This window comes from Bacillus sp. SJ-10 (assembly GCF_002843505.1).
Classification (GTDB): domain Bacteria; phylum Bacillota; class Bacilli; order Bacillales; family Bacillaceae; genus Bacillus; species Bacillus velezensis.
Map to the genome: position 1 here is coordinate 2,538,208 of NZ_CP025258.1, position 24,590 is coordinate 2,562,797.

31 protein-coding genes and 1 pseudogene are annotated in these 24,590 nt (G+C 41.2%); 19 read left to right on the plus strand and 13 right to left on the minus strand.

The window, feature by feature from the left end:
- Positions 1–6: 6 nt before the first annotated feature.
- The 5 genes from CXL14_RS12930 to CXL14_RS12950 are packed head-to-tail and all read left to right on the plus strand — an operon-like array spanning position 7 to position 4,055.
- Positions 7–1,830 carry a BppU family phage baseplate upper protein gene (locus CXL14_RS12930; RefSeq protein ID WP_014418184.1) on the plus strand — a complete coding sequence of 608 codons (1,824 nt, stop codon included), beginning with the start codon at positions 7–9 and terminating at the stop codon, positions 1,828–1,830.
- Positions 1,827–2,189, plus strand: a complete 363-nt coding sequence (locus CXL14_RS12935; protein WP_040221740.1) for a hypothetical protein — start codon at positions 1,827–1,829, stop codon at positions 2,187–2,189. The genes CXL14_RS12930 and CXL14_RS12935 overlap by 4 nt, the downstream gene beginning before the upstream one ends.
- Complete coding sequence (locus CXL14_RS12940) at positions 2,189–2,374, plus strand: XkdX family protein (RefSeq protein WP_014418183.1); 186 nt, start codon at positions 2,189–2,191, stop codon at positions 2,372–2,374. The genes CXL14_RS12935 and CXL14_RS12940 overlap by 1 nt, the downstream gene beginning before the upstream one ends.
- Positions 2,375–2,423: 49 nt before the next feature.
- On the plus strand, positions 2,424–2,846 hold the full coding sequence (locus CXL14_RS12945) for a phage holin family protein (RefSeq protein ID WP_040221739.1): 423 nt from the start codon (positions 2,424–2,426) through the stop codon (positions 2,844–2,846).
- Between the two features lie 45 nt (positions 2,847–2,891).
- A complete protein-coding gene (locus CXL14_RS12950; protein ID WP_014418181.1) occupies positions 2,892–4,055 on the plus strand; it encodes an N-acetylmuramoyl-L-alanine amidase in 1,164 nt (387 codons plus the stop codon).
- A gap of 194 nt (positions 4,056–4,249) precedes the next feature.
- Here CXL14_RS12950 and CXL14_RS12955 read toward each other — a convergent pair whose 3' ends face one another.
- Positions 4,250–4,777 (minus strand): hypothetical protein, encoded by a 528-nt coding sequence (locus tag CXL14_RS12955; RefSeq protein WP_040221738.1) that lies wholly within the window; start codon positions 4,775–4,777, stop codon positions 4,250–4,252.
- A gap of 208 nt (positions 4,778–4,985) precedes the next feature.
- Entirely contained in the window at positions 4,986–5,582 is a 597-nt protein-coding gene (locus CXL14_RS12960) for a sigma-70 RNA polymerase sigma factor region 4 domain-containing protein (RefSeq protein WP_014418180.1), read from the minus strand.
- A gap of 441 nt (positions 5,583–6,023) precedes the next feature.
- Between CXL14_RS12960 and CXL14_RS12965 the strand changes: the two genes are divergently transcribed.
- Positions 6,024–7,457, plus strand: coding sequence for a glycosyltransferase (locus CXL14_RS12965; protein ID WP_158319026.1), 1,434 nt, complete (start codon positions 6,024–6,026; stop codon positions 7,455–7,457).
- 93 nt (positions 7,458–7,550) lie between these two features.
- Here CXL14_RS12965 and CXL14_RS12970 read toward each other — a convergent pair whose 3' ends face one another.
- Positions 7,551–8,243, minus strand: coding sequence for a hypothetical protein (locus CXL14_RS12970; RefSeq protein WP_014418178.1), 693 nt, complete (start codon positions 8,241–8,243; stop codon positions 7,551–7,553).
- Between the two features lie 514 nt (positions 8,244–8,757).
- Here CXL14_RS12970 and CXL14_RS12975 point away from each other — a divergent pair.
- Positions 8,758–9,003: a helix-turn-helix domain-containing protein gene (locus CXL14_RS12975; RefSeq protein WP_014418177.1), complete on the plus strand. Its 246-nt coding sequence runs from the start codon at positions 8,758–8,760 to the stop codon at positions 9,001–9,003.
- A 450-nt stretch (positions 9,004–9,453) separates the two neighbouring features.
- Here CXL14_RS12975 and CXL14_RS12980 read toward each other — a convergent pair whose 3' ends face one another.
- Positions 9,454–9,729 carry a hypothetical protein gene (locus CXL14_RS12980; protein WP_007409505.1) on the minus strand — a complete coding sequence of 92 codons (276 nt, stop codon included), beginning with the start codon at positions 9,727–9,729 and terminating at the stop codon, positions 9,454–9,456.
- A gap of 345 nt (positions 9,730–10,074) precedes the next feature.
- On the opposite strand from CXL14_RS12980, the gene CXL14_RS12985 reads away from it, so the two are divergent.
- The gene (locus CXL14_RS12985; protein WP_014418176.1) at positions 10,075–10,641 is read left to right on the plus strand and encodes a cysteine hydrolase family protein; all 567 of its coding nucleotides are present in this window, start codon (positions 10,075–10,077) and stop codon (positions 10,639–10,641) included.
- Positions 10,642–11,480: 839 nt separating this feature from the next.
- Here CXL14_RS12985 and CXL14_RS12995 read toward each other — a convergent pair.
- Positions 11,481–11,744, minus strand: coding sequence for a hypothetical protein (locus CXL14_RS12995; protein ID WP_017418009.1), 264 nt, complete (start codon positions 11,742–11,744; stop codon positions 11,481–11,483).
- Positions 11,745–11,966: 222 nt separating this feature from the next.
- Here CXL14_RS12995 and CXL14_RS13000 point away from each other — a divergent pair, with 222 nt between their 5' ends.
- Complete coding sequence (locus tag CXL14_RS13000; RefSeq protein WP_014418174.1) at positions 11,967–12,275, plus strand: MGMT family protein; 309 nt, start codon at positions 11,967–11,969, stop codon at positions 12,273–12,275.
- Positions 12,276–12,303: 28 nt separating this feature from the next.
- Here the strand turns inward: CXL14_RS13000 and CXL14_RS13005 are convergent, their stop codons facing one another.
- Positions 12,304–12,912 (minus strand): GNAT family N-acetyltransferase, encoded by a 609-nt coding sequence (locus CXL14_RS13005; RefSeq protein ID WP_014418173.1) that lies wholly within the window; start codon positions 12,910–12,912, stop codon positions 12,304–12,306.
- A gap of 166 nt (positions 12,913–13,078) precedes the next feature.
- On the opposite strand from CXL14_RS13005, the gene CXL14_RS13010 reads away from it, so the two are divergent.
- From CXL14_RS13010 to CXL14_RS13040, 7 genes are all read left to right on the plus strand, one after another.
- Positions 13,079–14,179, plus strand: coding sequence for a type III polyketide synthase (locus CXL14_RS13010; protein WP_014418172.1), 1,101 nt, complete (start codon positions 13,079–13,081; stop codon positions 14,177–14,179).
- Positions 14,179–14,685, plus strand: a complete 507-nt coding sequence (locus CXL14_RS13015) for an isoprenylcysteine carboxyl methyltransferase family protein (RefSeq protein WP_014418171.1) — start codon at positions 14,179–14,181, stop codon at positions 14,683–14,685. The genes CXL14_RS13010 and CXL14_RS13015 overlap by 1 nt, the downstream gene beginning before the upstream one ends.
- Positions 14,686–14,757: 72 nt before the next feature.
- Entirely contained in the window at positions 14,758–14,853 is a 96-nt protein-coding gene (gene fbpC / locus CXL14_RS13020) for a Fur-regulated basic protein FbpC (protein ID WP_025284905.1), read from the plus strand.
- Between the two features lie 182 nt (positions 14,854–15,035).
- Positions 15,036–18,617 carry a dynamin GTPase gene (locus CXL14_RS13025; RefSeq protein ID WP_014418170.1) on the plus strand — a complete coding sequence of 1,194 codons (3,582 nt, stop codon included), beginning with the start codon at positions 15,036–15,038 and terminating at the stop codon, positions 18,615–18,617.
- A gap of 67 nt (positions 18,618–18,684) precedes the next feature.
- Positions 18,685–18,942 carry a YpbS family protein gene (locus CXL14_RS13030; protein WP_012117818.1) on the plus strand — a complete coding sequence of 86 codons (258 nt, stop codon included), beginning with the start codon at positions 18,685–18,687 and terminating at the stop codon, positions 18,940–18,942.
- A gap of 76 nt (positions 18,943–19,018) precedes the next feature.
- Positions 19,019–19,162, plus strand: coding sequence for a hypothetical protein (locus CXL14_RS13035; protein ID WP_014418168.1), 144 nt, complete (start codon positions 19,019–19,021; stop codon positions 19,160–19,162).
- Between the two features lie 93 nt (positions 19,163–19,255).
- A complete protein-coding gene (locus tag CXL14_RS13040) occupies positions 19,256–20,143 on the plus strand; it encodes a 5'-3' exonuclease (RefSeq protein ID WP_014418167.1) in 888 nt (295 codons plus the stop codon).
- 5 nt (positions 20,144–20,148) lie between these two features.
- Here the strand turns inward: CXL14_RS13040 and sspL are convergent, their stop codons facing one another.
- The 3 genes from sspL to CXL14_RS13055 are packed head-to-tail and all read right to left on the minus strand — an operon-like array spanning position 20,149 to position 21,408.
- Positions 20,149–20,277: a small, acid-soluble spore protein L gene (gene sspL / locus CXL14_RS13045; protein WP_003153575.1), complete on the minus strand. Its 129-nt coding sequence runs from the start codon at positions 20,275–20,277 to the stop codon at positions 20,149–20,151.
- A gap of 51 nt (positions 20,278–20,328) precedes the next feature.
- Positions 20,329–20,721 carry a reverse transcriptase-like protein gene (locus CXL14_RS13050; protein ID WP_025649782.1) on the minus strand — a complete coding sequence of 131 codons (393 nt, stop codon included), beginning with the start codon at positions 20,719–20,721 and terminating at the stop codon, positions 20,329–20,331.
- 6 nt (positions 20,722–20,727) lie between these two features.
- Positions 20,728–21,408, minus strand: a complete 681-nt coding sequence (locus CXL14_RS13055) for a queuosine precursor transporter (protein ID WP_012117815.1) — start codon at positions 21,406–21,408, stop codon at positions 20,728–20,730.
- An 81-nt stretch (positions 21,409–21,489) separates the two neighbouring features.
- On the opposite strand from CXL14_RS13055, the gene CXL14_RS13060 reads away from it, so the two are divergent.
- Positions 21,490–22,161, plus strand: coding sequence for a ribonuclease H family protein (locus tag CXL14_RS13060; RefSeq protein WP_014418166.1), 672 nt, complete (start codon positions 21,490–21,492; stop codon positions 22,159–22,161).
- 2 nt (positions 22,162–22,163) lie between these two features.
- Positions 22,164–22,346 carry a zinc-finger domain-containing protein gene (locus CXL14_RS13065; RefSeq protein WP_003153581.1) on the plus strand — a complete coding sequence of 61 codons (183 nt, stop codon included), beginning with the start codon at positions 22,164–22,166 and terminating at the stop codon, positions 22,344–22,346.
- A gap of 26 nt (positions 22,347–22,372) precedes the next feature.
- Here CXL14_RS13065 and CXL14_RS13070 read toward each other — a convergent pair whose 3' ends face one another.
- On the minus strand, positions 22,373–22,630 hold the full coding sequence (locus CXL14_RS13070; protein ID WP_014418165.1) for a DUF2564 family protein: 258 nt from the start codon (positions 22,628–22,630) through the stop codon (positions 22,373–22,375).
- A gap of 161 nt (positions 22,631–22,791) precedes the next feature.
- Here CXL14_RS13070 and CXL14_RS13075 point away from each other — a divergent pair, with 161 nt between their 5' ends.
- On the plus strand, positions 22,792–22,974 hold the full coding sequence (locus tag CXL14_RS13075) for a hypothetical protein (protein ID WP_012117812.1): 183 nt from the start codon (positions 22,792–22,794) through the stop codon (positions 22,972–22,974).
- A gap of 51 nt (positions 22,975–23,025) precedes the next feature.
- Here the strand turns inward: CXL14_RS13075 and cspD are convergent, their stop codons facing one another.
- From cspD to CXL14_RS13085, 3 genes and pseudogenes are all read right to left on the minus strand, one after another.
- Positions 23,026–23,226: a cold-shock protein CspD gene (cspD, locus tag CXL14_RS13080; RefSeq protein ID WP_003153604.1), complete on the minus strand. Its 201-nt coding sequence runs from the start codon at positions 23,224–23,226 to the stop codon at positions 23,026–23,028.
- Positions 23,227–23,241: 15 nt separating this feature from the next.
- A pseudogene (locus tag CXL14_RS20095) lies at positions 23,242–23,353 on the minus strand (hypothetical protein); the annotation flags it as partial.
- A 93-nt stretch (positions 23,354–23,446) separates the two neighbouring features.
- The gene (locus CXL14_RS13085) at positions 23,447–24,589 is read right to left on the minus strand and encodes a diglucosyl diacylglycerol synthase (protein WP_007409520.1); all 1,143 of its coding nucleotides are present in this window, start codon (positions 24,587–24,589) and stop codon (positions 23,447–23,449) included.
- Between the last annotated feature and the right edge of the window lies 1 nt (position 24,590).

A 24,590-nucleotide genomic window follows, 5' to 3' on the forward strand; every position in this document is an offset into this window, starting at 1 on the left:
TCAAAGATGTATAAAACGGGGAGCGTGTCATTCGATATTAATGCCGGACGGTCAAACGGCCGAACCACAAACATACAATTTATGACGCAAGATACGGGCAGCGCCAAGCTGTCCTTTTCTTTTGTGAAGGATGGCGTACCGTTGCCTTTGTCAGCATTGGATGCAAAAATCGTTCTGCTATATGCTGACGGATCATTTTATAAAAAGAGTCTTACGCTTATAGACAAAGTCAATGGTACGGCTGAATACATTTTGTCTGATGAGGAACTGACGCATTACGGAACTGTTAAGGCTGAAATCAAACTATATTATACAAACGGACAATCCCTGGTAACTTCATTTTTCACCTTTTCTATCGCTAAAACGTTAGAAGATCAGAACATCGTTCCGACAGCTGACTACTACATTGACGACTTTGAAACGCTGAGAGACGGGGTAACCCAAACCGTTAAAGAAATCAGTCAAACCGTTGGGGAATTACGGGAGAAATTTGCCGATCTCGAAGCTGTTGAAACGAAAAAGGGCTCGCAAGAAAAGGCTGACGCTGTTCAGGCGAATCTTGATAAGCATTCAAAGGATAAAAGTAACCCACATGGAGTAACAAAAGCGCAGATAGGGCTATCTGCCGTAACAAATGACGTACAAGCAAAGAAAGAGGATTTTGACAAACACACCTCTGACACTTCAAATCCGCACAAGGTTACTGCGGCACAAGTTGGACTTGATAAAGTCGATAATATCAAACAGGCTGATTACTATGCTTTTCGACAACACGATAACAACGGAGAAAGACATACATCAAAAGTTGAAAAGGATAAATGGAATGCAGGGCAGCTCTTTAAATTAACGGAAGATAATGGGCTGGCGAAGTATCTAAGCGGTGCTGATTTCAATACTGTAACGGATACAGGCTTATACTATATGAGCAGTGTCACGACAGCATTAAATGCGCCCGTGAATAATAACGGGTATCTATTCGTCCACAACTACGGAACGTATGCATATCAGGAATATACGTCCTATAGCAGCAGCGACTCAACGTCGTCAGGCCGCCGAAAGTTTATGCGTAATAAAATCTCAGGCTCGGATTCTTGGACGTCATGGCGTGAGTTTGAGTCAGTGGAAGGGGCGCAGTCAAAAGTCGATGTTCATGCCGATAAAACGGACATTCACGTAACAAAAACTGAAAAAGACAAGTGGAATGGCGGCCAGATGACGAAGTTGACAAAGGATGACGGAAAACGAACACAATTAGTAAATGAGACAGACGTTCTAGCGTTAAGTTCAGGTTATTATTATGCGAATGGCACATCAGTTAAAAACAATCCTGTTGTGAATGATAGCTCATGGTTTAACTATGATGTTATCGAAGGCGATTCCGGGAGAAAGTCCATCATAGCGTGGCGTAGCCATGATAACACTTTGTGGCATACCACGGTTCATACTGACGGCGTTTTTAAAGGGTGGAAACGGCTCATTACAAATAATGATTTTGAAAATCCTGTGTGGCAAAATATTACGCTGAAAAACGGTGCTACCGTGGGGACACGCACGCCAATATATGCAAAATCGGGTTCTTTGTTGTTATTACGAGGTCACGTAAGGGTAGATGCTGAAATTATTTTTGGGTCAATACCAGTTGAGTACACGCCGATAGGAGGGGCTGTCGTTTCGGTTGCTCTAAGCGGAACAGGGGGAACGGCAAATTTGATTGTATACGATGATGGTGACTTAAAGATTAAATATCCAACGCCACTTGATTCAAATAGATTAGATGGTTTTTATATAGATGTATCTGTGCCGCTACAAACAGGAGGAACTGCAACATGATTCAAGCATACAAGTATGGAGAAGATTTTATTTTTATCGGACCTTCTATTATTAGCGAAGTAGATGAGCAAGGAAATTATATTATTCCTGAAAATTGCACGCTAATTCAACCACCTTCATTTTTTAAGGCGAAATTCGATCCTAGCAAACAGGTATGGATAGAATCGGCTACACGAGAAGAAAAGAATTCTATATTAGAGCACGCAAAAAATGTTCAGGGGCCAACGCCTGTTGATATTTTAAAACAACAGAATGCTGTCATTATGAAGCAGTTGGCAGAAGCTCAAAGCGCAGCCGAGGAACAGTCAAGAATATTGGCTGACTTGCTTCTTATGTTGGCAGAGGGAGGAAAAGCATAATGGATTGGTTTGCAAATATCAAGACCATTTATGGCTGGGGCCGGAATTATTATACAAACGCGAATGTCGCCCGTTTTGTTGAATTGAACAGAATTACTGAAGACCAATATAAACAAATCACTGGTTTAACCTATCCCGCTACAGAACAGCCAATCAGTGTGGATGTGGGCGGGACAGGGAGCTAATAAACACCCTAGAGGTGTTTTTATTTTGCCTCGGAGGAGGTGATTAACAATGGAGGGAATACAAGTGATGTTGAATTTTGAAAGCTTACAGATCGCAAGAACATATCTATTCGGGGAGGTGAAATACCTTGATTTACTTTTGATCCTCAGCATCTTGGATGTTATCACTGGCATTATAAAAGCATGGAAAATGAAGCAGCTCCGGAGCCGCAGTGCATGGTTTGGATATGTGCGGAAGATGCTCAGTTTTATGGTGGTCATCGTCGCCAACATTATTGATACGATAACAAATTTGAACGGCGTCCTGACCTTTGGAACCGTTCTTTTTTATATCGCAAATGAGGGCCTGTCCATCACGGAGAATTTGGCGCAGATCGGGGTTAAGATACCAGCCGTTATCACCGACAGGCTTCACGTAATTGAAAGCGACAACGATCAGACAAAAGAAAAAGATGATCAGGCGGCTGGTTAATCCGGCTGCTTTTTTGAATTCAAAAACAGAATAGGAGAGATTTTTATGTCAGCATACAGAAACCAATATATTGATATTAACAAATGGACGCGGCCGGGAATCAAAAACAACGGCGTGAAGAAACTGGTGGTGCATTACACGGCAAACCCCGGCGCGCCTGCTGCGAATCATTACAGATACTTTGGTCAAACGCTCCCCGCACAGAACAGAAATCTATCTGAGAAAAAACAGACGTTTGCATCTGCACATATTTTTGTCGATCGCACAGAGGCTATTTGCATCATTCCGTTGAATGAAGTGGCCTATCATGCGAATGACGTTCAGCAATTCGTCAACGGGCAGCCTTACCGGGGTGTCGCGGCGCTGAAGCCTAATGCGAATTTCTTATCTATAGGCGTGGAGCTTTGCATCGAAAAGAACGGCACTTTCCATCCAGATACCATTGCCCGTGCAGAACAAGTTTGTGCCGAGCTGTGCAAAATGTATAAACTTAATCCGATCAATGACATCGTGCGGCACTATGACATTACACACAAAATCTGTCCGGCCCCATGGGTTAGCAGATCACAAGGGTTTACTGATTTCAAGAATGGAGTAAAAGCGCGATTAGGTGGGGTAGTAATTAACAAACCAACTAACAACAAATCAAAAACCAACACCGATTCGAATAAAGGCCGTTTCATCAAAAACACGGTGGTTTCAAGCGATGGCCTTGTTTTACGGACACAACGGAGCGCCTCTTCTTCCATGGTGCTTAACCTGCCGAATGGCACGGTTGTAAAATATCAGCTTGGATCAACTGTCAACGGATGGGGATATGTTGAATACACCAATTCTAAAGGCCAGACATTCCACGGATATGTGAATGTCTCCTATATCAAAAGCGATAACGAGCTGAAAAGCGGCGGCAAAAAGAAGGTAAAAGCCTCAAAGCCTAAAACCACTCAAAAATCAAAATTCAGCCTGCCTGCGGGTATTTTTAAAGTCACAAACCCGTTAACCCGAGGGGAATCTGTAAAACAGATCCAGACTGCGTTAGCGACTCTTCATTATTATCCAGATAAAAACGCAAAAAATTTTGGTATTGATGGTGCATATGGACCGAAGACGGCAAATGCAGTGAAACGTTTCCAGTCAATGTATGGGCTTCGTCAAGACGGCATTTACGGACCAGATACAAAGGCGAAACTTGAAGCATTATTGAAGTAGCAGAAAGAATTTTTGGGAGGTTATATGTAGTGATTATTATGAACATCCAACTGTTTAGAGGCCAATATAAATATAAAACGAGGGGATAATGAGATTAGCAGAGGATCTAAATTAGATTAAGATATAAAAAAGAGGCATAAGTTAGAATTTTTATGCCTCTTTTTATATTGATTAGTGTATTAGCTTTTTCTTTTTCATACCCACTTACCGTCGATTGTAACTGTATTGTACATTGATTTCCCGATTTCTAAATCAGTGTCACACCAGCCATTAGTTACTTTATGGTATTTGGTGCTTCCAGCATGAATGTATCCTTTAATACTTAATCGGTATGGATAAGATGAACCAGAAGATGAATAACCATCAGTGATAATCTTACCGCCTGGTTTTACTGTAGTAATAACGTTTGTGCCAGAAAAAATACGAGATTGGCGATGAAGGACTTTAAATGCGATTCCTCCATGAGCAGATGTTCCGTATTTCGCTTTATAAGCGTTTGTCAAAAATGAACTAGTGGCAGCACTTGGTTTGACGTATCCTTGTCGCCAACCTGAAGGTGAATAAAAACCGATTGAAACTGCACCATTTGCTTCTGTAAACGTCCCATAAAAAACAAATAATTCATTAGAATTAACTGTTCCGACTTTAGATCCCCATGTAGTTAATCCGTAATTTGAGTAGACCGGAACGCTTGACCCTTTTTTGTTAATACAAATAGTCATAAAAAAGCTCCTCTCCTTATTTAGTTTCTTGAGTGCTACTATTCTATCCCGTAATTTAAAAATGTAAATGTAAAATTAGAATTCCGTGTATTGATTATGTATCTTATAGCTTAGAGAATTTGGAATAGACTAAGGAAAACGATGAAAAGAAAGAGAAAAATAAAAGATCATTAAATAATTAATGATCTTTGGATTGCAAATAGTTAGCTCAATCGTTTGTAAGGAGATATTTTTCAGAAATTACATTTTGAAGGTGTTTTCGAAGTTTAATAATTCTTTGGTTAGCGGCTTGACGAGAAATTTGGTGTTTTGCTGCATATTCTGAAACAGAAAAAGTCTCTCTGTCAAGTATTACTTGAAGTGCATCTCTATCTTGTGGAGGTGTATTCTCTAGAAGAATTCTAACAAGTTCATTTGATTCAAGATTGCTCAGTGAATAATCAATTGTTGGCAATATGTCAATTAGTTTAAGGTCTTTGTTATTTACTAAGGTGTCTATAGATAAAATCCCGTTATTTTTATTTTTTAAAGTGTATCTAGAGTATGTTACATTACGTACTCCCTTTTTCAATTTGTAATGTAGATATGTTGAGAAACACGTTCCGTAATTGAAATCATAACCTTCATATGCTCTCCAAAGTTCAATTTCTAACTCTTGAGAAAAATCTTCCTCATCAATAAAGTTAAAAATAAATTTATTATTAGTTTGTTTTATTGTTTTTTTTATCATCGGCAGAAAATGTTTTCTCGTTTCTTCAAACGTTAATTTTAAGGCTCGTCCATCAGATAGTAAAATTGTTTTCAAACCATCAATCCTCCACAATACAGTAACTAATCTCAACAAATATAGAACGTATGTTCCTATTTTATTCTAACATAACTCTAAAAATAGTGAAAGTTAAGAACTTTCGGAGGTCTTGTTTGATTACACAAAAAATAACTCAGTACCTTGCTGATGGCCCTTCATTACTAAAGACAGAACATGCAGTAAGAATTTTAGATTAGGATTGGCTTAATTTCTGACGATATTTATAGGTCATAAACCAGACTTAAGTTTTGATCGATTAAAGACCCCTTCTTAATACAAGGAGGGTTTTTCTGTAATTATTCTCTTTTTATATGACTATTTCATTGAAATTTCATTTATAGTAATATAATCTAGTGAAAAAATATGAAAAGGGGATAAAATATGTCTCTCGTTAGTCCGGTTTTTTTGTTTAATTCCTTAAATACAAAAAGAGGCGGTATGACCAAAGCAACAATACATAGAGCGAATACACTCGTTTCAGAGTATAAAGAAACTCAATTTCTAACCATTCTTTTTCAAAAGAATCATAGAAGTATCATTCAAAATCTTTATAATACCAATGAACTGGATGAAAGAGTGAAGGTTTATAATTTATTCAATGATCTAGATCCTTCTAAGAACAGTAAAGAAGATCATCGTATAAAAGGGAATCCGAATAAAGAAGAAGAAGGCTTCATCGTTTTTAAAGCAAACAATGCTTTTCGTTACTTCAAAGATGGTCTGTATGTAAAGTATAAAAAGTTCGATAACAATGGACGGCTTGCATATATTGATTATATGAATGAAGCTAGACACAGGCTTCGCAGAGAAGAATATAACGAGGATGGTTATTTAGTACGTGAACGCCAAATGGATTTGTTCAGCAACAAACCAAAGTTAGACCGTTATTTCGGAAAGGATGGGAAATGTTATCTCACAACATGGTTAAAGCCTAAAGATGAAGAGATATTCCGCTGCAATCTTTTCTATCCCGAGCCTTTAGAATTTAAGAACCTAGAAGACCTGGCGGCATATTGGATAGCTAATCGAACAAAAGAGATTGAATCACCAATCATCATGTCTGACAACCCTAAAAATTTCAGTTTATTATTGGATAAAAGATTATCTGATGTGAGAAAAGTTGTTGTGTTGCACACTAATCATTACGATTTAAATGAGAAGGGTGAATTTGAATTAAGTCAACAATATAATGCTTTATTCAAGAACCCTGATAAATTTGATCAGATTGTGTTTTTGACTGAGGAACAAAAAAATGACTTTTTAAACGAGTTTGGAGAGCGATTGAATTATCGCGTTATTCCACATGGAATAAGTAAACCTGACACTGAGAAGGATAATTCTAAGGTTAATCCGCACCTAGCGGTAACTTTGTCCCGCTATCATAAAGAGAAGGGTCTAGAGGAAGCTATAAAGGCATTCAAAAAAGTAGTTGATGTTATTCCAGATGCGAAATACGAAATTTATGGCGCGGGTGAGCATGAAACATACTTTCAAGAACTAATTGAAAAATTAAACTTAACGAAAAATATTGAATTAAAAGGATTTACAGACAACAAAATTGAGGTTTATCAAAAAGCAGCTTGTTCCATACTCACTTCAAAATCTGAAGGATTTGGACTAACCATTCTTGAAAGCTTAGCCGCAGGTACACCAGTAACATCATATGATATTAAATACGGCCCTAAAGATATGATACAGAACGAGAAAAATGGTTATCTTGTTAAAACCCAAAATGAATTGGCAGACAGGGTAATAAAAATCATGTCTGAAGAAAAAACAAGAAAGCGTTTGTCTAAGAGCGCGAAGTCTATATTTAAAGGGTTTGGCCAAAAAGTTTATCAGAAAGCATGGTTTGCCTTGTTAAACGAATAAAAAGAAGCCTCTTTCATTTTGAAAGGGGCTTCTTAATAATTCAACTTTATTCTTATGTATGATGACCATTATAACTGATTACATTACGATTCCTCACCAAGTTAAATTAATATCAAAATCCTTTACATTTGTAGTCACATCTTTATCCGGCCAAAAATCCCATTTTATTCTGACTGATTTGATTTCATTGGGATCCTTCAATTTTTTTATTGGATAAAGCACATACCCTTCTTTTTTTGCTCCAGACATAATTTCTCCACCAATATCTTCACTGAGTGATAAACTGGCATCTATCTGTTCTTTAGTATTGGTAAGGAGGGTACCTTGGTTCGGGAAAGTTGAGATATCTTTTTTGCTTCCATTGTCAATGACAAAGTGAACAGCTATAGTTCCCTCAGCACCGGATTCCATTTCGTCTTTAACGATTCCAATACGATCGATTTTAAACGTTGTATCATTTTGCTTTTCTGACCAATTTAATTCATGAACTACAGTAGAATCATCATCTGACACAGATACTTCCTTGTCTTTAGAAGAAATTTCATTTTTTTCTTCATCTAAAGATGTAATGTTCGTATTATCACCTAATTCTGTTCCTGTGTCTCTATTTCTAGAACTTGTATCTGAAAACTGTCCTCCCAAATAGAAAAAGAATATAGATGCCACAAAACAAAGTGGGGCTGTTAACTTACCAAGTTTTCTTGTTCGTTTGATGAAAAATAAAACCAAGCCTGCTATAAACCCAATAAACAAAAAAACCCCTATAAAACTTAGAAATATACCCATAATATCCCCCTAAATTTAGACGATGATTTCATTTTAATGGAATGAAGGATGTTTATCCATAGTTTTATTTTGCGAAGAAATAATGAATTAAAAAAATTGAAACAGAGGGAATTATTTCATACAAACTATAGACAATTGTTTATAGAGAGTATATAATAAATATATAAGGAGGTGAGGATATGCTAGACAACATGATAAAAATCCTTCAAATTATCTTCTACGTTGTATCTATCGGATGGATTGCCCAACAATCAAACGATAACGAGAAGAAAAATAAGAAGGATTAAATAGTTAGGGAAGCGAGTTAGCGGCTCGCTTCTCAATATTATTATAATCAGTCTAGCATAAAAAATGAAGAAAAATCAAAAATTCATCTTTTCGTTAATCCTTTTGAGTGTTGCAGCAATTGGTGTGCGTTCGTTTTGGACAAACTCATTTACGACGTCTGTAATGGCTATTGTAGTGGCATTAACAGTGTATGCTATCCTCAAAGACATTATAAGGAGAAGATAACATGGAATATCATTTAAACAACCGTCAGGAGGTCGAGGACTTCATTCGACGTGAAGTCCTCACCACCAAAGAAGCAGCAGAGTTTCTGGGAGTGAACCGCCAGCGAGTAAGCCAACTTATAAGCAGTGGTAAGCTGAATCCGATTAAAAAACTGAGCGGCATCAGTTTATTTCTTCGAACTGATTTGGTGGAGAAGAAAAAAGAACTGGAAGCTGGTCGGAAGAAGTATCGGCCGTATGATGATTAATGATTTATATTTCGAAAAAAATAACACAAAAATAACAAAAATCACATTCAAGGATGAAAAGGCGTGAATTTGTTTCTGCTTAAGAAGTGCTCAAAAGCGTGAATTTAAAGGGAAATAACACGTTATGAAAGTGTGCGGTAAGTGAACAACTTATTTATAATATGATTCCTAAAACGAAAAAAACCCTTGATGTGACAAGGGTTCAAGAGGGTTAGTTATCCGTTTTTCTTTAAAATAACATCTTATTTTATCCAGATCGAGGATGCTTCCGAAAGTTGCTGAACTTTTTGCGAGGCATTCTCTTTCATTTTTTGAAAAAGAAACTAAATTGAGTGATGAGGCATCCGCCTTATTTCGCCGAAAAACCGTCCCGCACTATATGTACGTGAACGAGTATTTTGTGCACAGATCCTTACAAAAGAGAGTGAAAAGAAGGGAAAGCCCCTTCTTTTAATTAATCCATCCTTCAAAAGTTGCGCGATAGAACCCTTCGATTATCTCTACTTTCTTAAGGTAATAAGTAACACCATTCTTAACAGTTGTATTTGGGATATCCCATCTATGAAGGTAATCCATTGTAAAAGAATCTTTGGTCGCTTGTGTCGAAATTTTTGTTTGAGTTGAGTCGCTATTTGTATTGCCAGGGCTGGATGCAAAAGCAGGGGCAGCGGAAACGAGTAAAGCGAGAGACAAGGCAGAACCAGTTAAAACCTTTTTCAATTTCATTTTAAACACTCCTTTTTTAATACAATTGTATTATTACATAAAATACAAAAATGACCAAGGATTTTTTTGTTAATATTTTGTGAGTGTGAATTTAGTTAGGGGCAATCCTATCATTCACTGTTGAGGCTTTATTTCAGGATATTGATAAGTATATAGAGAAAAAGAGTTGAATATTGCCGGCCTCTGGTGATCTGCAGCTTTTGAGTGAGTGCTTGCTTTAGATATTTCAATGCTTTTCCAACGGGGAAGGTGCGATATGAAATTTAACACTGAAACAATTGTACAAAAGTAAAATCTTTATTTAAAATGTTATAAATACGAATTTTCAATATAGGAGGTTATCTGATGGCAGAAAAGAAAAAAGCTTTAATCATTGTGGATGTACAAAAAGCCTTTGATGATAAAAAGTGGGGAGAACGAAATAACGTAAAGGCGGAAGAAAATATCAGCAAAATACTGAAATTATGGAGAGAAAAAGGATGGACAGTCATATACATACAACATATTTCTGATAAACCTGGTTCTTTATTTTATCCAAAAAATGAGGGGGTTGCTATAAAGGAAATCGTTAAACCTATGGATAAAGAAGTCATTATAACCAAGAAAGTAAACAGCAGCTTTATTGGTACTAATCTAGAAGAGCTTTTAAAAGCAAATGATATAACAACTGTCGTAATCACTGGCTTGACTACACCGCACTGTGTTTCAACAACCACAAGGATGAGCGGTAATTTAGGATTTGATACATACCTGATTTCAGATGCAACAGCAGCCTTTGGAATGAGAGACCAAAATGATACATATTATGATGCAGAGACTATTCACAATATATCTCTGGCAACATTGCATGATGAATTCGCCACAATATTAACGACTGATCAATTAATCAATGATTTTAAAAAAAGAAACTGATTAACATTATGGCTAAGCCCGGCGGTAGGGATAGGCGGCTGAAAAGCATATTCAGGCGCATACAAGGGCCTCGTCGGAAAATACGGGGGTTGCCGACTCTTTTCATCGTCGCAATATCGATTGAAAAAAGGCATCTGCTTCAGATGCTTTTTTTGTTTCTTGTAAACCGGTTTCGGTAAAAATGCTCGGCGGTTAACGGGCTGATTCGGCTTCGGTTTTGAATAACAAAAGGCTTTACTAATCAGCGAATTATTCAAGATTTTTTGGCTTGTGCTGAGTCTGATGTTTTTTGATTTCCTCGAATATATTGGCTTGATCATCTTTTTGAGGCCGAGGCTCTTTGTTAAGACATTTTGGATCGATCACATTTTTAAGATCTTTGATGGTTAAAGGCTTACAGTCATCTTTTAATTCGTAGCCTAATTGTCCATTAGTTTCTAAAGTGGCATATATATCGATCAATTATTAAGGTCAGTGAAACTAAAAAAAGGGGACAGAGCCCCTTCATATTCGTAACAGCGCTCATCATTCCCATACCAGATTCCGTTCCATGATAAAACAATTATTGACACCGTCAAAATAGATATTTGGAACTTCTTTTCTGGAAAACAAACATGGAACAAACTGATCTGCTGCACAAGTTCTTAACCCTTTGTTTCTTTAATACAGAACATGTCAATAGTTTTAATTTTGACACTTCTTTAATATAGAATTGAGAAAAATAATGTCTGGTTGAAAAAAGTAACATGTTAGCAATCATTTATTCTCTCATCTGCACGGTAACATACGGATTTTTTTTAGTTATTACTTAAGACAAACTTTCCGCCCGTCATGAAAAATCAGCTTTTGTAGACGGCTGTCCAAGTGCCATCAGCACCATGGAAGGTGATGTTGTCTAAATAATAGGTGATTCCATTCCGGTAAATTGAAGTAGGATAATCAGGGCCAGAACCATTAAGTATGAACGTCGCCAAAGCAGATACTTCCTTCGTTTTACTTTCTGCAGAAGGTGTATCAGCAGGACCTGCGGCAAAAGCAGGGGCGGCAGAACAGAGTAAAGCGAGTGATAGGGCTGAGCCGGCTAAAGTTTTTTTCATTTTCATTGTAAACACTCCTTTTCTTTTTTTAATACAATTGTATTATTACATATTATGTTAAATAAGTACATGCTTATCTTTGTTAATTTTTTGTGAACAAACAGATAATCTATTTAAACGCAGAGTTGAAATAAGTATGATGATGAAGCAATTATCATCTATAAAAATAAGATCAGGAAGTAGCTGATTTTCTCAAAAATCATCTGCTCTTGCGAAATGAGGAGTTGCATGACATTTACGGCACGGGCGGTAGCCATTATCAAACAGATACCTGAAGGAAAAGTGATGACGTATGGTCAAATTGCCGGTCTTGCGGGAAGTCCGCGGGGAGCGAGGCAGGTTGTGCGGATTCTTCACTCCATGAGTAAAAAGCATCATCTTCCTTGGCACAGGGTCATCAATGCAAAGGGCGAAATCGGATTGAGAGATGAAGAGATGTTTTCCGTACAGAAGCTGTCTCTTGAAGCTGAGGGGGTAGCGGTCACGTCAGACGGACGGATCGATCTCAATTTATACGTCTATGATCCGAATATGTAAAAAAACCTGCCGTATATCGGCAGGTTTTTCAGTTATATGCTTTGAGCCGGCCAGAAAGGTTTTGCCGGATATAAGGCCATTCCTCCCGAAGGATGGAGTAGTAGGCGGTATCTCTGAGGCCGCCGTCGACAGCCGGAATGTGTGCGCGGCGGATCCCTTCAAATTGGGCTCCGATCCGCAAAATCGCAGTCCGTGAGCGCTGGTTGCGAACGTCGGTTTTCAGCGTCACCCTGACAGCTTGCCACACGTCAAACGCATGGGTCAGCATCAGAAGTTTACATTCCGTATTGACACCGGTCCGCTGCACGGCAGAGGCATACCAAGTGCTGCCGATCTCACACACTTCCGGAGATGCATCTGTCGGCCGCGTAAACACTTCCGCATCCATAAACCTCGTGCTCCCGACGATTCGGTCTGTTTCAAGACTCCGTACTGCAAAAGGCAATGCAAGTCTTTTTTCATAATCGGAAAGCGCGCGCTCAATATAACGCTTTGTTTCTTCGATTCCGTCAGGAACATGGGTGTAAGCGTAAGTCGTCCTATTTTCTGAAGCAGCGTCACAAAGTGCCTGAGTGTGATCAATCGCCAGCGGCTCTAACTGAACGAGTGACCCTTTAAGAATGACAGGCTTCAGCATTCCTATCACAACCTTTTTTTTATGAATGGATCAAGTATAGTCGAACGGTTTCTTATTCAAAAGGGCCAATTTCCTATTAAAATGGCATGTCAGTGAAATTCTCGATTCAAACTTATGCATACATTCAGGAAAAAAGCGGAAACCTTTATGTAAAGAGGTGATGGGCATGGCATATGTGTTATCTGTCGGAACGAGCATTCCGAAGTATCATGTCTCGCAAGAAACGGCGGCGGATTTTGCGAGAGGGATGTTTGCCGATTCATTTAAGGATATTGACCGGCTGTTAAAAGCCTTTCAAAACGGCGAAATTGAATCAAGGCAGTTTGTCCGGCCGATTGAATGGTATAAAACGGCACGGGGTTTTTCAGAAAAAAACCGGCTGTATACGGAAGAAACCGTCAAGCACAGTGCGGATGCGGCACTTGATTGTTTAACAAACCCGGATTGTTTAACAAATCCCTTTCCGTATGAAAAAGTGGATGCGATCTTTTTTATTTCCAGCACCGGGCTTTCGACACCCAGCATTGAAGCGAAAGTGATGAATCAGCTTCCGTTTTCTGCGAAAACAAAACGGATACCGATCTGGGGTTTAGGATGCGCGGGCGGAGCGGCCGGCCTGTCCAGGGCGTACGAATACTGCCGCGCGTATCCTGAAGCATACGCGCTTGTCATCGCGGCTGAACTCTGCAGCTTAACGTTTCAGCCGAACGACAAGTCAAAAAGCAACTTAATCGGAACTTCCCTGTTTGCGGACGGAATTGCCGCAGTACTAATCGGAGGAGAAAAGGCGAACCGAAACGACGTCAAACAGCCGCTTCTTCCGCGGATATTCGCCACTCAATCGGTGATGATGCCGGATGCGGAAGATGTGATGGGCTGGGAATTCACCGACAGCGGTTTTCAAGTCATTTTTTCAAGAGATATTCCCACCCTGGTTTCACAGTGGCTGAAGGACAATGTTGATGAATTTTTATTTGAATATGGTGTCAGTCCTCACGACATTAAAACCTTTCTTGCCCATCCAGGCGGGAAAAAGGTCATTGACGCCTATTTAACGAGTCTTTCAATGGACACCGGTCAGCTTGCGGCATCTCGGAAGGTGCTGCAAAAACACGGGAACATGTCTTCCGCAACTATTTTTCATGTGATAAAAGAACAGTTGCTCCACGGACGGCAGAAAGAAAACGAAAAAGGGCTGATCGGCGCTCTCGGGCCGGGATTTTCGTCTGAGCTTTTGCTGTTCAGCTGGGAAAAGGGGGCTTCTTAATGTTTTTGCTGTTTATCATGCTGCTTGCGGCCCAGCGGATTGCGGAGATGATCGTGGCCCGGCGCAATGAGCAAAAGGTGAAAAAGCAAGGCGCAGTCGAATACGGAGAAGGACATTATCCCTTTCTCGTCCTGATGCATGTGCTCTTTTTTGTCTCTCTTACAGCTGAGGTGGCGGCGTTTCAAAAAACGCTTTCTCCAAGGTGGGCCGCCATTATATGTATCATTTTATTTGTACAGGGGATCAGGTATTGGGCGCTATTATCATTAGGACGGTATTGGAATACTAAAATCCTTGTCGTGCCGGATGCGGAGCTTGTCAGAAAGGGGCCGTACAGGTGGATGAAACACCCGAACTACGCGGTCGTCATCTTAGAATTTATTTTTCTGCCGCTGTTATACGGAGCGTATTGGACACTGTTTCTCTTTTCGATTCTCAATGCCTGCATGCTCACTGTGAGGATTCGCGCCGAAGAGAAAGCGCTAGAAGAAAACACCGCAAAATAGAGATTGAAAATCATTCTCACTCATGATAAGATATAAATATGAAAATGATTCTCATTCAAGGTGGTGCCGAAAATGACAATGTTATTTTTATTTGCAGCCGTTTGTACATACAGTGTTTTAATTGGTTTCGTATTGAAAAAAGTTTCGAATAAATCGATGTCTTCTTAAACATCTGCGGTTTTTCCTGCCGCGGGTGTTTTTTCTTTATCAGCTGCCGATATCGGCGGCTTTTTTGCGTTTCCTGAAGAAAAGTGTGCCATTCTTGTGTAAAATGGGGGAGAGGTTTTTTTCAGAGCTTTCTAAAAATGAAAACGTCATTTGATGCGACAGACACAAAGGGGTAAAGACACATGACAGAAGAAGAACGCCATAACAGGGAGATTTTCAGCAGAACGGGTGCCTTATACGCACAATTTTTGGATCATCAGGATGAAAAACGGGCCGATCAGCTCGCGGCCATTATGAAAAAAGCGGCTGATGAAGAGGTTTATATCGCGTTTACCGGGCATTATTCGGCCGGAAAGTCCTCTTTATTAAACACATTGCTCGGTGAAGACATACTGCCGACAAGCCCGATTCCTACAAGCGCCAACCTCGTTGTCATCCGGCACGGTGAAGATAAAGTCGTGCTTCATACGACGGACGGTGCTTATGCAGAGATCAAAGGAAGTTACGATAAAGAACAAGTGCAGCAATTCTGTAAAGATGGTGAGCAAATTGAGACGGTGGAAGTCTATGCCGGCTTTAAGGAGTCAGAGCCTTATGCGGCCTACATCGACACACCGGGAATTGATTCGACGGACGAAGCGCATTTTTTATCTGCGTCTTCGGTTCTCCATCAGGCTGACGCTTTATTTTACGTCGTTCATTATAATCACGTTCATTCAGAAGAAAATATGATGTTTCTCAGTTCCATCAAAGACCGTATTCCGAATTTGTTTCTGATCGTCAACCAAATTGACAGGCATGATGAAACTGAAACGAAGTTTGAAGCGTACCGCAGGCAGGTGGAAGATATGCTTGAAGACGCGGGAATACCGAAAGAATCGCTTTTCTTTACGTCTGTCACTGAGCCTGACCATCCTTTAAACGGCATGGAACAGCTGAAAAAACATCTGCAGAAGCTGAAACAGCAGGCAAAAACAAATTTATGGTCCTTAACGGAGAGAAAAGTCGCACACTTAGTCACAGAGCATACAGAGATGCTCGTAAAAGAAGATAAAAACGGCAGCGGAGAGCAGTTTGACAAACAAGAAGCACTTGTCCGTTCTGTTGAAGATGAGCTTAAAAAAGCCGTTCAACAGGCTGAAACAGCAGAGAAAGACATCAGAAAAGACGTGCAGAACATATTGCAAAACGCTAATCTGACACCCTTTGAGATGAGGGAGCTTGCATCTGCTTATATTGAATCACAGCAGCCCTCATTTAAAACTGGGTTATTCTTTTCAAAAGCGAAAACGGCTTCGGAAAAAGAAAGAAGGCGTGCTGAATTTTTTGCCGATATTAAAAAAAGAACGGAAGGGGAAGCGGATTGGCATATTATCGACACATTTACGAAAGCGGCCAAGCGGTATGAAGCGGATTCGGACGAACTGATCAGGAAAATCCAGGCGTACCGTACACCGCTTTCTGATGATATCACCGCTCAGGCCCTTAAGCAGGGAGCGGCCTTTTCATCTGAATACGTATTAACTTATACGAAAGACCTCGCTGAAATGATCAGAAGGGAAGCCAAAAGACAGACAGCGGAACTCATTGAGGAGCTGACCGCTTATGTTCAGACAAAAAACGGACCGCTCATTGAGAACTTGAAAAACCGGCTCGAAAAAGAAAAGAAAATAAGGGATGAGCTCGCGCAATCGGCAAAAGAAGAACGCAATGCCTTGGAAAAAGCAGCCCGAGTCCGCGCTTTGTGGGAAGAAGAATTGACCTGTGATACGGGAAACGGCGACTGGTATACGCGAAAAAAACGCCTTGCAAAAGCGCCCGTCCAAAAAGAGAAACCAAAAGAGGCTGTACGGCATGAAGTAAGCAAGCCCGAAAAAAATGCGATGAAGGAACTTCCTATAAAAGAGCAGACTGATCGGTTCTATGAGCTTGCCGGGATTCTTGAATCCTCAAGCATATTAGGAAAACAGGCAGAAGCCTTTCGAAGCAGGATTGAGCGGCTTGAAAACCGCCAGTTTACCTTGGCGTTATTCGGCGGATTCAGTTCCGGTAAATCATCATTTGCAAATGCGCTTGTCGGTGAATACGTGCTTCCGTCATCTCCGACGCCCACAACGGCTACGATCAACAAAATAACGAAACCGCAAGACGGCAAACCGCATAAATCTGCGGAGATCGTTTTTAAAACGGAGGAGGAGCTGGACGCTGAAATGCTTCAGCTGACTGAGCTGAAAGACGCTGACGTAAAGGGGCGTTCACTGAAAGAGAGATGGAATTATGCCATTAAAAAGGGAAAAGTTCCGGGTGAACTTATTCCTGTGATTCAGACGATGCTGCAGGCGTTTGATACGTATGAAGAACAGATCCGTCAAAGGCTGACACTGACGGTGCCGGTTGAAGATGTAAAACCGTACGCAGCCGAAGAAAAAACGGCCTGCTGCGTAAAAGAAGTCACCGTCTATTATGATTCGCCTCTCACGCAAAAAGGCATCACCATTGTTGATACGCCGGGAGCAAGCAGTATCAATAAGCGCCATACGGAACTTGCCTTTCAATATATAAAAGATGCTGACGCGTTCTTTTATATGACGTACTATCAGCATTCTTTTTCAAAAGGAGACAGGTCTTTTCTGAAGAAACTCGGCCTCGTCAAAGAAGCATTCGGCATGGATAAAATGTTTTTTGTCATTAACGCCGCCGATCTGGCCAAAACCGAAAGCGAGCTGGAAACCGTCAAAGACTATGTCCGCTCAGAACTCTCAAAAGAGGGAATTAACCGGCCGAAATTATATCATGTCTCAAGTAAAGAAGAGCTTGCGGGTAAAAAAGAAGCTTTTTATAACAGGTTCTCTGATGTAAGAACCGGGCTTGAGCACTTTATTGAGGAAGATGTAATGAGGGCCAGCTGCGCCCAGCTGAAAACAGAGGCGGACAAATTGTGCGGTATGGTGGAACAGCTTCACGAATCTCTTCACCAGTCGGCAGAAGAAAAAGAGAAAAAGAAACAGCGTCTGGAGTCTTCCTATGAAAAAGCTCTCGGTGACATTTCAAAGCGCCGTACGTCTGAGGTCATCATTCGAAAAGTGATGAAAGATACGGAAGAACAGCTCTATCACATTAAACATCGCCTGACGTTTTATGCGAATGATATGCTGAAAACCGCCTTCCATCCGGGTCTTCAAAACGGTGATTGGAAACAAAATATATCAGCGGCGCTGAATGAAGCGCTCAAGGAATTCCGTTTTGAATATATTCAAGAGCTGAAAACGCTCGATATCCGGATGACCGGTTTTATTGAGCGCCATATGACTGAGGAATGGATGGAAAACTGTCAGAAGAAGCTTATGGAAGACGGAGATTTCTCCATTTATGTCAGCGGTGAAAACGAATTTGCCGTTCAGCTGAAAGAGGTCGCTCCGGTCATTGACGTCTCGGCATTCTCACATCACGTAAAGGAAGTTAAATCACCGAAGCAGTTTTTTGAACAGAACGGAAAAGCAGCGTTTGTAGAAGGGCTCAGGCTCAGCCTGCAAAAAGTGACAGAAAAGTGGCTTGAGCAGGAGAAAGAAAGCCTTTCAGAGCGATATGCTGAGCAGGTGCGCCGTCTGCAAGAAGAAATGGCGGATAAAAGCCTGTCCCAGATCCGCGAGCAGCGGGACACTTATTTACAAGGTCTTGCGGAAAATACGAGTGCAAGGGAAATTGAACACCTTTACGAAGCCGAAAAAGCATGGAAAAAGAAAGATGAAATGCTGAAAATTTAAAAATCCGGTTGGCGGGCAGATATCAGTCGTGGTAGACTAAAATGAAAAAAGCGAGATGAAACCTTTTATGTCAGAAGTCCATAAAGCAATTTCAGCACATTCCGCAAAACAGCATCAGCACGTCAAAACATTTGTACAGCTTGATTATGAGCGTGAACAGGCCATTGAAGAAGCCATTGTAAAATGCAGACAGAATAAACCGTTCACGACAGATGCCATCAATGGCATCACCGCAAAAATGAACCAGCTGGCGAAAAAGGGCATCGTGCCGCAAAGACGATTCGTAAGTGAAGAGATGGTGAAAGAATTCGTCAGCAGACAGTAATGGATGAACCTGCCGCGTGTGTCATCAGCGCTTGCTGTACATACTATTCGTATCTTCTCTAAAGGGGGATATGACCATGGGCAGAACAAAACTGGGAAACAGAAATGCTCAGCAGAATAACAATGCCAAAAAGAAAAACGGCTTCGGACAGAAATTTGATTCTTATGCCGGCCGTGAAGCTGAAAAGCTGATAGCAAGCAATAAAAGACACGGTGAGTAACGTGACGGCAGCATCTTCCAAATGGGGGGATGCTGTTTTTTTACCGCCTTCTTTGGTAAAATAGGAACATTGAATAAAAAGGAGTTTCGATATATGAATAATAAATTACTGCTCGTTGACGGCATGGCGCTTTTGTTCCGCTCGTTTTTCGCGACGGCCGTTCATCGCAATTTTATGATAAATGAAAACGGAATTCCCACAAACGGCGTCAACGGTTTTTTAAAGCATCTTATTACGGCGGTTGATACGTTTCAGCCCACACATGTCGTCTGCTGCTGGGATATGGGAAGCAAAACGTACCGCAATGATTTGTTTCAAGATTATAAGGCCAACAGAAGCGAACCGCCGCTAGAGCTGATTCCGCAATTTGACCTAGCGAAAGAAGCAGCGCGAGAGCTCGGTTTTTTAAACATCGGCATAAAAGGCTATGAAGCGGATGACTGTATCGGTACGCTTTCTGCCCTATTTTCCGGGGAAGCGGAAATTACGATTGTAACGGGTGATAAAGATCTGCTTCAATTGCTGAATCATCAAGTTCAAGTAGCGCTGCTGCAAAAGGGTATCGGCAATTATAAGGTATATACAGATGAGATATTCAGAGAAGAAACGGGAGTTCCGCCAAAAGCGCTGATTGACATTAAGGCGCTGATGGGAGACACGAGCGATAACTATCCCGGCGTTAAAGGGATCGGGGAAAAAACGGCGTACAAGCTGATCCGTGAATATCAAAACATAGACCGGTTATTAGAAAGCCTCGCTCTCTTGCCGAAGGGCCAGCAAACGAAAATTCAGCAAAGCTTGAAAGAATTGGAGCTGTCAAGGCAGCTTGCTGAAATACATTGCGAGGTGCCGTTAGTCTGTACGCTTGAAGAAGCACTTTTTTCATTGAAGATGGAAGAAGCGGCATTAATGCTCAGACGCCATCAGATAAAAGGAATTGAAAGAATGCTCGAAAAGCTGAACGCCAGAGAGATCAGCTGATCCCTCTAGCGTTTTGTATTGCTTTTTTTTGCGTTGTTTTCAAGGGCTGATTTCGGGTCTTTATGCGCGTTTCCTTCCATATTTCCCTGAGGATTCACGCCCCCGGTCAGCCGGCCTTTATTTTCTTTTCTCATAGCTGTTCACCTCATTTGTAGGATGAACAGTGAGACGCAATTTCATTCCGGTTATTTATTCAGCCGAATCGCTTTTTTTGCGAGCTGATCGGCTGTTTGGTTTTGTCTGCCGGGAATCCACTTAATGAAAAACAATGGAAATCCGGCCTTTAAGCGGATGATTTCGTCCACAAACGGCTGGAAAGCCTTGTTTTTAACCGCTTCAAGATCTGCGGCCCGCTCCACGATATCCGAATCCGTCCGGAATGACACGGACTCAAATCCGCGGGCGGCACACAGCTTCATTCCTTCAATTAAAGCGAGAAATTCAGCTTCCTGATTTGAATGGTCGCCGATCGGAATTGAGAAAGATTCTGTTTTCCCGTCATGTTTAATAAAAATACCGATACCGGACGGGCCCGGGTTTCCGGCGCTTGCACCGTCTACATAAATTTCAGCGGGCATCATCCGTCACTCTCCATTCGGCGTCATTCGTTTTGCCGCATACGCATAAGGGACAGAAATGAGTGACACCGCAAATTTAATCAGGTAAGTTGAAATGAAGATGCTGAACCATACTCCCGCGGAATAAACGCCGATAAAGGCCACGGCAGTGAAGATAAATGTATCCAGCAGCTGGCTGAGCGCCGTGCTTCCGCTGTTTCTGAGCCAGAGAAGCCTGTCTGAAGGAAAGATTCTCCGAATGGCTGAATATACATAAACATCTATCGTTTGGCTGAAAATAAAAGCCAAGAGGCTTCCGAGCGCAACACGCGGCAGAAAACCGAAAATCGTCTCAAGGGCCGGCTGTGCGATATCTGACGCAGCCGGTTTATATAAAAGAGCCCCCTGCATGGCGCATGTCAAAGCGAGCAGAGTGGAAAACCCGAGCCAGACGGCTTTGCGCGCTTCCCTGGGACCGTATTTTTCATTCAGCACATCCGTTGCGAAGAAAACGGTGCCGTACATGATATTTCCCAGTGTCGCCGTAAGCCCGAACAGCTCGACTGTTTTGACAACCTGCAAGTTGGCGCACACCGTGGCGAAACCGATCCATACGAATAGGCCCGTTTTGCCAAATCCTTTATAAAACAGAAGAACAATGATAAAATGAATGACCGCAAATAAGATCCATAACACATCGTTAAACAAAACCTGCTGACTTCCTTTCAATTTGAGAATGGTTTGATTATAGCACACGCCCGTCAACTAATGAATGGTAAGGTGATTTCAATGAATCTTAAGCCGTATATCGAAATAGAAGCAAAAGGAACAGGCCCCGTCGCGTTTTTTTCCGAAGATTGGCTGACCGTTCCGAAAGCGCGCATGCTTGCAAGAGAAGTCAGCCGCTTTCCTTATATAAAAGACATTTATTTTGAGGATGAAAAAGGCGCGAGCTGGACGCTTAAAGAATTAGAAAAGCTTACTGAAGAGCTTGCGCACGAACCTGACGACATTACAGTGTATTTCGACGGCGGCTTTGACAAAACAAGCGGACGCGCCGGACTCGGAATTGTCGTGTATTATTCTCTCGGCGGCAAGCGGCACCGCATACGGAAAAACAAAAGCTTAACGCTTCAGACGAACAATGAGGCGGAATATGCCGCTTTGTACGAAGCGCTTAAGGAAGTGCAGGAACTTGGCGCAAGCAGAAATTCAATCACGATAAGAGGGGATTCCCTCGTCGTTTTACATCAGCTTGACGGCAGCTGGCCGTGTTATGATGAAACGCAAAACGAATGGCTGGATAAAATTGAAGCGCTGCTCGAATCCTTAAAGCTGACACCGACATATGAAGCCGTAAACAGAAAGGAAAATCAAGAAGCGGATGACCTTGCCAGAAAAATTCTCTCGGACCGGCAGATTGAAAGCCGCATAACATTAGAAGGTAACGGAGATGACTGATATTGGATAAAAAAAGCATTTATAAAGAATTGACAGAGCTTCAGGATGAATATTGCAAAGACTGTTTCGTAAAAAAGCATTTCCGCAAAGAGTTTGGAAAAACGCACGCTCATTCTTTTTGCATCAACCAATGCACGGTGGGGGAGAAGCTGAAAGCCTACGGCAAGGTGCTGACAAATCAATAAAAAATAAAACCGCAGCTTCTGCGGTTTTATTTTTCGAATTCATCGAGCTGATGCTGGCAATCGTCGAGAAGCATTCGCTGCTTTTGCAGAAAATCCTGGTCGAGAGCCTGCAGTTCACTGGATTGTGACATCGTTCTGGCATCCTGAATCGCCTGGTGCGCAGATTCCACCAAAGTTGAATTTTGGCCCCGGGTAGCCGCTCCCGTTGTTTTCTGGGCCGTTTCCACCGCTAATTCAAGCTGGCGTTTATCCGTCAGTCCGTTTGGAAAAAATTCAGAGTCCATTAAAAAACACCTCCGCAAATAGTTTGGAGATTTTTTTTTGAAATATGTACGGAAAATAGAAAAAAATATAGAAAATAAGCCGATATAACTATTGAACCTGATTAATTAGGGCTAATTTACTATTATTCAGGGTATCTTGGGAGAGAAGGGAAAAACCAGCCGTGAATGATAAAGATTTAAAAACAATCCTTCAGCAGACATTTAAAGAAATATACGGTGATTTGGGAAGTTTAGCGGAAATGGCAAAAAAAGGAATGCCGTCAATGGAGAAACAAATTGAAGAAATCGAGCAGCGCTGCAAGCAGAATCTTGTCGCCATCGAGATTCAGACGGCAATCAAATAGGAGAGGCATACGCCTCTCCTCTATTTGTCATCTGATCAACATGTATTGAGTTTAGAGTTTTACAACATTAGAAGCTTGAGGTCCACGATTACCTTCGACAATTTCAAAAGAAACTTCTTGTCCTTCTTCTAATGATTTGTATCCTTCTCCTTCGATAGCAGTGAAGTGAACAAATACGTCGTCTCCGCCTTCAACTTCGATGAAGCCGAATCCTTTTTCGTTGTTGAACCATTTTACTTTACCGTTTTGCATATTGCTTAATTCCTCCTAGTACTGTAGCACCTTCGTGCTAAAAAAAATTTTGTCATCATCCAACCGTACGTATGTAAACGTTGTTAAATGATGGTTCAACTATACACCATATGGGAGCGGGCGTCAAGCGGCAGCTCCCTATTTTTTATCTTTATTTTTCCAGTAACAAAGCTTAACCGGAAAAAACAAAAAGCACACGAACCGTTCGTGTGCTTTTCTTTTACGATAATGCCATATCCGCCTTCCCGGCCATCATTTCAGATTCTTTTATAATGTCCTGCAAAATGACTTCAGAAGAGTTGGGGAGGTGAAGGCTTTTAATATTGTCCTTCATCCGGTTCAGCTTCTCCTCATCCGCAAGAAGGGAGGTGACAGACTCTAAAATTTCTTCGTGGCGGTTGACCACGACAGCCGCACCGCGATCTTCAAAGAAAATGGCGTTTTCTTTTTCCTGTCCGGGAACCGGTTTGTACAAAATAACGGGTACTCCGATCGCCGTCGCTTCCGTCAGTGTGATGCCGCCCGGTTTCGTGATCATGCAGTCCGTAATACGGAACAGCTCGTCAATTCTTTCTACATAGCCCAGCACTTTCAGCCGGTCGGCATTGTCACCTTCCAAGCTGCTGAGGGATTCTTTCAGCGAGCTGTTTTTGCCGCATACCACCACAACCTGCACCTGATCGTCATGAACGAGATTTTCGCACAGTTCTTTTACGTTTTTCAGCACACCATGCGCTCCCGCCATAATAAGAAGAACTTTTTTGTCGGGAGAGAGATTGTATTTTTTATAAATCGGCTCTTTCGGCATCGATTCCTCGAATTGAGGCCTGATGGGAATGCCCGTGATCTTTACGTTGTTCGGGTGAGTGCCGATTTCAATCAGTTTTTCCTTCACGTAATCTGTGGCGACATAATATTTATCAACATTTTCATGAACCCAGATTTTGTGAAGGCAGAAATCGGTCATAACGTTGAACGTCGGGATCACTTTTCCGGTTCTCCGTCTGTATTCCGGTACGACAATCATCGGAAATGTATTGATAATAATGTCCGGCTTATGCTCTTCGACGAGCTGGCCTAAACGTTTATTTCCCATTTTAAAATAAATATTGAATTTGCGTTTATTATAGATTTTGTCAACTCCGTAATAAAACAAACGATAAAACTGTTTTCCGATTGAGAAGCTTTTTAAATAAAGGTATTGAGTAACCTCTGAAACAATCGGATTTGACTCTTGATACAAATTGGAAACCGTCACATCTAAGCCGAGACGCAGACATTGTTCGTAGAGCGTTTTGGCCACTTGAACATGCCCGTTTCCGTAATTTGCAGTCAAAATTAATACTTTTTTATTGGTATTCAAG